The organism is Oerskovia gallyi, assembly GCF_014836745.1.
GTDB classification, from domain to species: Bacteria; Actinomycetota; Actinomycetes; order Actinomycetales; family Cellulomonadaceae; genus Oerskovia; species Oerskovia paurometabola.
The window spans coordinates 102,705-112,187 of sequence record NZ_JACSQE010000014.1; the positions used below are offsets into that span (position 1 = coordinate 102,705).

General features: G+C 71.5%; 9 protein-coding genes. All 9 read right to left on the minus strand.

The window, feature by feature from the left end; translation table 11 throughout:
- Positions 1-83 precede the first annotated feature (83 nt).
- Complete coding sequence (locus H9640_RS16425; protein ID WP_138825874.1) at positions 84-416, minus strand: hypothetical protein; 333 nt, start codon at positions 414-416, stop codon at positions 84-86.
- Between the two features lie 127 nt (positions 417-543).
- Complete coding sequence (locus H9640_RS16430; protein WP_225227372.1) at positions 544-1,008, minus strand: tRNA (cytidine(34)-2'-O)-methyltransferase; 465 nt, start codon at positions 1,006-1,008, stop codon at positions 544-546.
- 157 nt (positions 1,009-1,165) lie between these two features.
- Complete coding sequence (locus tag H9640_RS16435) at positions 1,166-2,191, minus strand: hydroxyacid dehydrogenase (RefSeq protein WP_191791856.1); 1,026 nt, start codon at positions 2,189-2,191, stop codon at positions 1,166-1,168.
- A 7-nt stretch (positions 2,192-2,198) separates the two neighbouring features.
- Complete coding sequence (locus H9640_RS16440) at positions 2,199-3,353, minus strand: dihydrodipicolinate synthase family protein (protein WP_225227354.1); 1,155 nt, start codon at positions 3,351-3,353, stop codon at positions 2,199-2,201.
- Entirely contained in the window at positions 3,353-4,459 is a 1,107-nt protein-coding gene (locus tag H9640_RS16445; protein ID WP_318243814.1) for an NAD-dependent epimerase/dehydratase family protein, read from the minus strand. The genes H9640_RS16440 and H9640_RS16445 overlap by 1 nt, the downstream gene beginning before the upstream one ends.
- Positions 4,460-4,464: 5 nt before the next feature.
- Positions 4,465-5,391, minus strand: a complete 927-nt coding sequence (locus H9640_RS16450; protein ID WP_051703238.1) for a carbohydrate ABC transporter permease — start codon at positions 5,389-5,391, stop codon at positions 4,465-4,467.
- Positions 5,388-6,401 (minus strand): carbohydrate ABC transporter permease, encoded by a 1,014-nt coding sequence (locus tag H9640_RS16455; RefSeq protein ID WP_225227355.1) that lies wholly within the window; start codon positions 6,399-6,401, stop codon positions 5,388-5,390. Before H9640_RS16455 ends, H9640_RS16450 begins: the two co-directional genes overlap by 4 nt.
- A 78-nt stretch (positions 6,402-6,479) precedes the next feature.
- Entirely contained in the window at positions 6,480-7,751 is a 1,272-nt protein-coding gene (locus H9640_RS16460) for an ABC transporter substrate-binding protein (RefSeq protein ID WP_191791857.1), read from the minus strand.
- A 139-nt stretch (positions 7,752-7,890) separates the two neighbouring features.
- A complete protein-coding gene (locus tag H9640_RS16465; protein ID WP_191791858.1) occupies positions 7,891-9,162 on the minus strand; it encodes a Gfo/Idh/MocA family protein in 1,272 nt (423 codons plus the stop codon).
- Between the last annotated feature and the right edge of the window lie 321 nt (positions 9,163-9,483).

Consider the following 9,483-nt stretch of genomic DNA (forward strand, 5'->3'; position numbering starts at 1 on the left):
CCCGCGCCGGGCGCACGCAGGGGGGGGGCCCGGCCCCCGCGCGGGAACCGGGCCCACCGGGGCTCACGTCTCAGGTCATGGCGTCAGAGCACCCGGACCACTGGCCCGGTCACTGCGCCGAGGCGCCCGACGGCGAGCCCCTTGGTGACCGACCAGGCCGGTCCCTCGATCGTGAACGTGGTGACGTCGGTCGTCGAGGCCGACCGGGAGAGGTTGATGCCCCAGGCGTTGGCGGTCACCTCGAGGTGCACCCAGTCGCACGTGCCGGCGTCGAGGCGGAACGTGTTCCCGGTGCGGGTCAGGTCGAACGTGCAGGGCCCGGCGTCGTAGGGGGCCGCGTTCGCGGCCGGCGCCAGGGCGACGGTGGCGGCGACGAGGGCTGAGACTGCCAGGGCGCGCTTTCCGGTGGTTCGCATGGAGCTCCTTCGCTTCAGGTGAGGGGACGTCGTCGTCCCCCGGACCTGTCCAGTCCATCCTGGACGCCGGTGCCAGGACATCCGTGAAAACCCTTCCATGGACATTTCACCCTGTACGGGGAATCCCTCACACGCCGCCCGCGAACCCCGTCTGTCGCCACGCCTCGTAGATCGCGATCGACGCGCTGTTGGTCAGGTTGAGCGACCGGCGCCCGGGCAGCATGGGGATCTTGACGTGGTCGGTGATCCGGGGGTGGGCCAGGACGTCGTCGGGGAGGCCGGTGGGTTCGGGGCCGAACAGCAGCACGTCGCCCGGGCGGTACTCGACGTCGGTGTGGCGGGTCGTGGCCTTGGTCGTGAAGGCGAAGACGCGTGCCTCGGGCATCGAGGCCAGGGCTGCGTCGAGGTCGGCGTGGACCTCCAGCGCGGCGAGGTCGTGGTAGTCGAGGCCCGCGCGGCGGAGCTTGGGCTCGTCGAGGTCGAAGCCCAGGGGTTCGACGAGGTGCAGGCGCGCGCCGGTAACGGCCGCGAGCCGGATCGCGTTGCCCGTGTTGCCGGGGATGCGCGGCTCGAAGAACACGAGGTGGGGCAGCGTCGGGGCGGGGCGCTCGGCGCCGGTGCCGAGGTGCGGGCGCCAGTCTTCTGCGCCGGTGACCCCGGGCGAGGGTGCGGGCACGGGGGAGGAGGGGACGTCGTCGGGCATGGTCCCGATTCTCCCACCGCCCCGCGGCCGACGTGTCGGGGGGGGCTCAGCCCATCTGGGTGAGCGCAGCCTCGTCGACCTCGTGCTGCAGCGGATCTCCCGCCAGGAAGCGCGCGATCTCCTCGACCACGATCGACCCCTGCCGCAGCCGCCCCTGGACCGTCGCGGCGGCGTGGTGCGGCGTGAGGAGCACGTTCGGCAGTGTCCGCAGCGGGTGGTCGACGGGCAGCGGCTCGGCGTCGAACACGTCGAGCGCAGCGTCGATCCGTCCGCTCGCGACCTCGCGCAGCAGGGCTTCCTCGTCGGTCAGCCAGGACCGGGCGGTGTTGACGAGCCCGGCGCCGTCGGGCATGAGCGCGAGCTCGCGCGCCCCGACGAGGTGGTGCGTCTCGGGCAGCGTGGGTGCGTGGAGCATGGTGATGCGGCTCGTCGCGAGCAGGTCGTCGAGGCTCAGGAGCGTGACGCCCAGCGCCTGGGCGTCCGTGGCCGACAGCGTCGGGTCCGCGACCACGACCTCGGCCCCGAGCGCGCGGAGCATCGTGATCGCCGCGCGCCCGGTCCGGGACGCGCCGATCACGCCGACGCGCGTGCCCGCGATCTCGAACCGCGGTGGCGCGTCCTCGGCGTCCTCCCACGAGGCGCCCGACGCGAGGCCGTGGTGGAACCGCGGGAGCTGGTGCAGCAGGGCCATGGCGAACACGACCGACACCTCGCCGACCGACTGCGCCATGCCCTGCCCGGCCTGCGTCACGCGCACGCCGCGCGCGAACAGCTCGGGCGTGACGAACGGCTTGACGCTCGCGCCCGTGTGCGCGACCAGCCGCAGGCCCGGCAGGCGGTCGAGCAGCGCGGCGTCGAGGCGCGGGGTGCCCCACGAGATGACGAGCACCTGAGCACGTGAGAGGCCCGACGGCGCAGCACCGGTCCGGGCGTCGAGCGTCGCGCCCAGCGTGGCCGGGTCGTCGACGAGGACGACGTCGGTCAGCGCCGTCAGAGTCTCCCATGCCGCGGGCGTGAAGAACTCGGCCCGCAGCGCGGGGGAGACGCTGACGACGCTCGTGGTGCGGCTCATCGCAGGATCATCCCAGCCACGCGTCGAGGTGCTCGGCGATGAACGCGTCGTCCGACGCACCGAGCCACGGGTACGCGGCCGTGACGCGCGTGAGCTCGTCGGCCTGCCCGGGCGACAACGTCTCGGCGGGGTCGAGGCACCAGATGCCCTCGAGCAGACCCTGGCGGCGCAGGACCTCGTGCACCCCCGCGATGACGCCCGCGAAGTCGTTCGCGGAGTCGAACACCGCGGCGTTGGCGTCGGTGAGCCCGGTCTGACGGGCGACCAGGAGGCGCAGGGCCGCGTCGTCGGGCACGGTGAGCGTGCCGTCGGACGTGACGCCGCGCGCGGCCTGCGCGAGGCGCAGGGTCTCGACCGCACCCCGCGTCCACACGGCCCACTGGCCGAGCAGGCCGCCGACGAAGCGCGCGGTGTACGGGCCCGCGCTCCCCGCGACCGGGACGTCGACCTCGGAGACCAGGTCGGCGATGATCGCGTCGTCGTTGCCCGTGTAGAGCGAGATCTGGTCGGCGCGGCCGGACTCGGCCACGCCGCGCAGCACGTCGATCGTCCGGTACCGGTCGAACGGCGCGGCCTTGACGGCCACCACGGCCTCGATCGACGCGAGCTCGCGCCAGAAGTCGACCGAGAGCCGCGGCCCGCCGATCGCCTCCTGGAGGTAGAAGCCGATCACGGGCAGGACCTCGCCTACCGCCCTCGCGCGGTCGAGCAGGTAGCGCTCGACCTCCTCGCGCGTGCCGCCGAGCCCCGCGACACGAGGTGCGAGGAGCACCGCGTCGTAGCCGAGCTCGGCCGCGACCTGCGCCTCGGTCACGGCCTGGGCCGTGGGGCCCGCGGCTCCGGCGACCTGGACGAGCGGGCGCGGGTCGGTGACCGTGGACCCTGCGGGCGCGTGCCCACCCAGCGTCTCGCGCGAGACCTCGGCCGCCATCTCGAGCACGGGCCGGTAGAGCCCGACGTCGCGGATCTCGAACTGCGTCGTGTGCACGCCCACGGCCACGCCGCCCGCCCCGGCCGCGTGGTAGTACCGCGTCAGGGCGCGCTGGCGGCGCTCGTCGAAGCGGCGGTCCGCGGTCAGCGCGAGCGGCTGGGCCGGGATGACCGTGCCGGCGCGCAGGAGCGCGAGCGACTCGGGCTTCATGGCGTCGACCACCGAGCCCATCAGAACTTCCCGTCGCGCACGGTGAACTTGGTGGCCTTGCCGCTCGTGGGCAGGCCCGCGGCGAGCCACTGCGCCTGCCAGTCGACGAGCGTGCGCAGCGAGACGTCGGGATACCCGAACAGCTCGTGGCACAGGCTCGCGTCGTTGAGCAGGGCCGTCCCCGCCTCGGCGCCCGTGAACGACACGTCGCGGTCCAGGCCCGCGCCGAGCAGCCCTGCTAGGCGACGCACCGACGCGGTCTCCGGACCCGTGAGGTTGACCGTGAACGCGGGGGACGACGCGTGGCCGAGCGCGCGCAGCGCGACCTCGTTCGCGTAGCCCTGCCACACGACGTTGACGTGGCTCGTGGTCAGGTCGACCGGCTCGCCCGCGAGGATCGGCGCCGCGACGTCGCACAGCACGCCGTAGCGCAGGTCGACCGCGTAGTTGAGGCGGATGTTCGCGACCTTGGTGCCGCGCGTGAGGGCCGCGTGCTGGAACAGGCGCTCGCGCCCGAGGCAGCTCATGGCGTACTCGCCGACCGGACCCGTCGGGTCGTCCTCGGAGCAGCCGCCCGAGGACACGGGCACGAGGGGGTAGACGTTCCCGGTCGAGAACGCGGCGATGGTCGAGTCCGCGTAGCGGCGCGCGACGTCGCTCACGAGCGCGGCGTTCGCGGCCCACGCGAGCGAGGGGGCCGACGACGTACCGAACTTGGCGCCGACCATGTAGACGACGTCGGCGCCGTCGGGCAGGTCGGCGAGGACGGCCGGGTCGCCCGTCATGAGGTCGGCCGTCACGACGTGCACGCCCGCGTCGCGCAGGTGGTCGGCCTGGGCCGGGTCCGACCAGCGGGAGACCGCGTGGACGGCGTCGCCCGTGCGGCCTGCGGCGTCGAGCGCGCGCCGGGCGAGGACCGTGAGGCTAGGGCCCATCTTGCCGCCCGCGCCCAGGACGACCAGGTCGCCCGAGCGGGCGGCCATGTCCGCGACGAGCGCGGGCGAGGGCGTGGTGAGCAGGTCCTCGAGCTCGGCGAGCGAGGAGGGACCGGCGGAGCGCCCGACGGCGGAGGCGTCGGCAGGAGCGACGGCGGCGGCGGGCAGGGGGCTGGGTGAGGTCGAAGACACGAGTGCTATCCCTTGATTCCGGACATGGTGACGCCTTCCTGGAAGTAGCGCTGGGCCACGAGGTAGGCGGCGAAGATCGGCACGAAGGAGATGGTCGCGCCGGCGAGGATCATGTTGAGCGGCACGTCCTGCTGCTGCAGCGACGCGATGCCCACGGTCAGGGTCCAGTGGTCGGTGCCCTGGCCCATGATGAGCGGCCACAGGAAGTCGTTCCAGTGCCACAGGAAGACGAACGTGCCGAGCGTCGCGAGGATCGGCTTGCACAGCGGCAGCACGATGCGCGTGAAGATGCGCCACTCGGACGCGCCGTCGAGCTTGGCCGCCTCGAAGAGGTCGTCGGGCATGTCCATGATGAACTGCCGCATGAGGAACACCGCCTGGGCGTTCGCAAGCGTCGGCAGGATCAGGCCCCAGTAGGTGTCCAGGCCGCCGACCTGCGCCATGAGGATGAAGGTCGGGATCAGGGTCACGTGGTACGGGACCATGACCATCGCGAGGAACGACCAGAACATGGCCTCGCGGCCCGGGAACTTCTTCTTCGCGAACGCGTAGCCGGCCATCGCGGAGAACGCGAGGACCAGGACCACGGACACGACCGAGTAGATGAGCGTGTTCCCGAACCAGGTCCAGATGTTCCCCGCGCCGAGCACGCGGTCGTACGCCGCGAAGCCCAGGTTCGTGGGGATCAGGCTCTGCGGGAACTGGATCGCCGCGGCCGGCTTGAGCGAGAGGACGACCATCGCGTAGAACGGGAAGATCGTCACGACCGCGGCGAGGCTCAGCACGACGTAGCGCACGACCTTGCCGCGCCACGTCAGGTCCATGCCCGAGCTCTTGCTGCGCCTGCGGCGTGGTGTCAGGGCAGGCGAGGTGGTGGTGCCGGCAGCGGTCCCGGGGTGCCCCGGGGTGCCGGGGGTGGCGAGCGTGGTCACTTGTCCCTCCCGATGAGGCGACGCTGCACCAGCGCAACGACGATGGTGATGATGAACAGCGCTACGCCGAGCGTGCTGGCGTAGCCGAGGTCGAAGTACTTGAAGCCCTGGTCGTAGATCTGGTAGACGAGGCTGTAGCTCGCGCGGGCGGGCCCGCCGCCCGTCATGGTGTAGACCAGGTCGAAGATCTGGAACGACGCCGTGGTCTCGATGACCGCCAGGAAGAACAGCGTCGGCTTGAGCTGCGGCATGATGATGTGCCAGAACCGGTGCCAGGCGTTCGCGCCGTCGAGCGCCGCGGCCTCCTCGAGCTCACGCGGCAGGTCCTGCATGCGGGCCAGGAGGATGAGCATCCCGTACCCGAAGCGCGACCAGATCGACACGAGCGCCAGGGCCGGCAGGACCAGGGTCGTGCTCCCCAGCCACGAGTCGGTCGACAGGCCGATCAGTCCCATGAGCTGCGACCACGGGCCGCCCGTCGAGAAGACCCAGGTGAACACCGTCGCGGCGAGCACGAGGCTCGTGACGACCGGCAGGAAGAACACCGAGCGGTAGAAGCCCGAGCCGCGGAACGAGCGGCGGACCAGCAGCGCCATGAAGGTCGAGATCGCGAGCGACAACGGCACGATCAGGACGCTGAGGATCAGGGTCACGCGCATCGCGGACCAGAAGATCGGGTCGTTGACCATGCGCTCGAAGTTGTCGAGGCCGGTCCACTCGGCGGTGCCGCCGATCGTGTACTCGAAGAAGCTCAGCCCCACGCCCGCGATCGCCGGACCGAAGCGGAACGCGAGGAAGAGCAGGAAGGCCGGGAGCGCGAAGAGCAGGCCGATCCGTGCCTCGCGGCGGGCCATGGTGCGGCGAAACGCTGATGGTCCTGTCGGGCCGGTCCCCTTCGACGGGCCCGAGGGCCCACCGGACGTGGAACGCGCGACGGACGCGGCGCCGTCGGGCACGGAGCCCTCGAGACCTGGCCCGAGGACGTCTCCGGACGGGGTGGTTGCTGTCATGGGGTTCTTCTCCTTCGCCTCACCGGGCCGAGGGCCGCGTCAGCGGCGGCCACCCGGCCCGGTGGGTGTGGTGCGAGATCAGCCGAGGAGCGGGTTCGCGGCAGCGGCCGCGTCCTTCATGGCCTGCTCAGGGGTCTTCTGGCCGATGAGCGCGGCCTGGATCTCCGGGGCGAGGATGCCCATGACCTCGCGCGACTTCTCGTTGAGGTCGCCGGAGGTCGTGGCGTCGAGCGTGGCCTCGAGCGCGGCCATGGTCGCGTCGTCGCCGTACAGGCCCGTCTGCGAGGTGTACGGCGTGAACCAGCCGGCCGCCTTCGCGTACTCGGCCGACGCCTCGGGGCGCGTCGCGAACGCGAGCCACTTGCCCGCCGCGTCCAGGTTCTCGGCCTTCTTCATGAGGGCCAGCGAGCCGACCGTGCCGTAGCCGATCGACTCGGCCTGCTTGAGGGAGGGGAGCACGACCGTGTTCTCCTCGCCCCAGAAGCTCGCGACGTCGCCGGGGCCCTGCTGCCACGTGCAGGCGATCTTGCCCTGCGCCGTGCGGGTCTGCTCGAACGCCGGGATGGTCGTCAGCAGGTCCTTCTCGACGAAGCCGCCCTCGGCGAGGTCCGTGACGAACTGGAGCGCCTCGACGCCCTCGGGGGAGTCGAACGCGACCTCCGTGCCGTCCTCGGAGAACACCGAGCCGCCCGCCTGCCACAGCAGCGGGTAGAAGGACTCGTTGAGCGTCGCGTCGACCGCGCCCCAGTAGTTCGTGACGTCGTACCCGGCGTCCTTGAACTTCGGGGCCAAGGTCATCAGGTCGTCCCAGGTGGCCGGGTAGTTGCCCGACTCGCCGATCGCGTCGAACGCCGCGGCGTTGCACACGAGCGGCTTCGAGTTCATGATCAGCGGCGCGCCCATCATGGCCCCGTCGATGCTCACGGACTTCGCGGCGTTCTCGCGCAGGTCGCCCGTGTTGTCCGTGATGTAGTTGTCGACCGCCGCGAGGGACTTCGCGTACTTCGGGAGCTGGTCCGGGATGAGGTAGACGACGTCGGGGCCCTTGCCGCCCGCGATGCCCGTCGCGAGCGTCTCGTCGCGACCCGCCCACGGGTAGATCTCGACCTTGACGTCGACGTCCGGGTTCTCCTTGGTGAACTCGGCGATCTGCTCGTCCCAGAACGCCTTGTGGGCCGCCTCGTCCGCGATGACGGGGTAGGTCCACATGGTGACGGACCCCGAGGCCGCGCCGTCCGAGGGGACGGGGGTCGAGCCGCCGGCCGCGTCGCCGCCGCCACAGGCCGTGAGAGCGCCGAGGGCGGTGATCGCTGCGAGAGCGGTCACCACGTGCTTCTTCGGCATGGTCATTTTCGTGCTCCTTTGACGTCGAATGATGACTACCGTGCTGGTTGATCCGTGTGCTGTTGAGCCCGCACTGCGCGTCGTCGCGCGTGCGGGGTGCTGCTCTGCCCGGGCGGCCGGAGGGCCGCCCGGACGGGACGTGCTGCTAACGGGCCGGGACCTCGACGACGGTGCGTGAGTGCCGCGACTCCTCGGCCGCGAACACGGCGAGGTGGCTCTGGAGGGACTCGACCGCGCCCGACCGGACGTGGCTCGGGTCGCCCGTCGCGACGGCGCGCACGAACGCGTCCATGACGCCCGAGTCGCCGCCGCCGTGGTCGTCGGCCGCGTTGGTCGCGCCGTGGTGCCCCGAGTCGTGGACCGTGACCGAGCCGTCCCGGAAGTCGGTGACCCGGATCTTCTCGCCGTCGCCGTCGAGGCAGCCGTGCGTCCCGAAGATCTGCGTCTTGCGGTGGTCCTGCTCCGAGAACGCCGTCATGGTGAACGTCGCCGCACCGCCGCCCTCGAGCTCCATCGCGACGACCTGGTGGTCCACGACGTCGTTGTCGGACGCGTAGACGCACCTCCCGTAGTCGCCCGTGCGCAGGGCCTCGACCACCGACGCCTCGTCCGTGCCGTCCGTGACGACCGTGACGGGCCAGATCGCGCCCTTCTCGCGCAGCGTGCCGAGGTACAGGCGGGGTGCCGAGTACGGGCACGTCGGTTCGAGCGGGCAGTCCAGGCAGCGGTCCGCGGCACCCGCCGGGCGCTCCTGCGGACGGAAGTGCTTGAGCGAGCCGAAGCTCGCGACGGTCTGGATGCGCTTGCCCGTGACGTACCGGATCCAGTCCAGGTCGTGGCTCGACTTCGCGAGCAGCATGGGGCTCGACGTCTTCTCCGAGCGCCACGGGCCGCGCACGTAGGAGTGCGCGTCGTGCCACCAGCCGACCGGTTCCAGGTGCTGCACGTTGACGATCTCGCCCAGGACGCCCGAGTCCACGACCGACTTCATGAGGTCCGTGTACGGCATGTAGCGCATGACGTGGCAGACGCCGAACAGGACGCCCGAGGCCTCGACCGCGTCGACGACGTCGCGACACTCCTCGGCGCTCGGCGCGAGCGGCTTCTCGACGAGGATCGCGTAGCCCTGGGCCGCGAGGGCCACGACCGGGTCGCGGTGCTCGCGGTCCTGCGTCGCCACGATGACCATGTCGGCGAGGCGGGCCGGGGTGCCCGCTGCGACCAGGTCCTCCCAGTCCGCGAACTGCGCGACGGGGGCGGCGTCGGGGTTCGCCGCGGCCGCGCCGTCGCTCACGAGGGACCGCTGGAACGGGCGCGGGTCTGCGACCGCGACCAGGCGCGCACGGTCGGGGTGCGCGGCGATCCAGCGTGCGTAGGTCTGACCACGGTTGCCGGCGCCCACGAGGGCGACGGTCACGGGTGCATCATTGCGGGTCACGAGCGGTCCTTGCGTCGTTGCGGGGGCTGCGGGGGAGAGCTGGTGGTGCGGGTCGAACGGTCGGAGCGGGCGGAGAGCCGGGCGAGTGCGGCTCCATTTGCTATTTGCTATAGCAACTATGACAGATGATCCTGCGCCCTGACAGCCCGTCAGGTCAACTTGCGACCGAGTCGTTATCTTCGGCCGGTGCCGAGAACGGGGTTGAGGTCGTCAGCGGCTCCATTTGCTATTTGCTATAGCAACTATGACAGATGATCCTGCGCCCTGACAGCCCGTCACCTGGAACCTGGACGGTGCACG

Bases quoted from the DNA above. Each gene is read 5' to 3' on its own strand.
- H9640_RS16460 (WP_191791857.1), bottom strand. From the start codon at position 7,751: ATGACCATGCCGAAGAAGCACGTGGTGACCGCTCTCGCAGCGATCACC.
- H9640_RS16440 (WP_225227354.1), bottom strand. From the start codon at position 3,353: ATGGGCTCGGTGGTCGACGCCATGAAGCCCGAGTCGCTCGCGCTCCTG.
- H9640_RS16425 (WP_138825874.1), bottom strand. From the start codon at position 416: ATGCGAACCACCGGAAAGCGCGCCCTGGCAGTCTCAGCCCTCGTCGCC.
- H9640_RS16435 (WP_191791856.1), bottom strand. From the start codon at position 2,191: ATGAGCCGCACCACGAGCGTCGTCAGCGTCTCCCCCGCGCTGCGGGCC.
- H9640_RS16455 (WP_225227355.1), bottom strand. From the start codon at position 6,401: ATGACAGCAACCACCCCGTCCGGAGACGTCCTCGGGCCAGGTCTCGAG.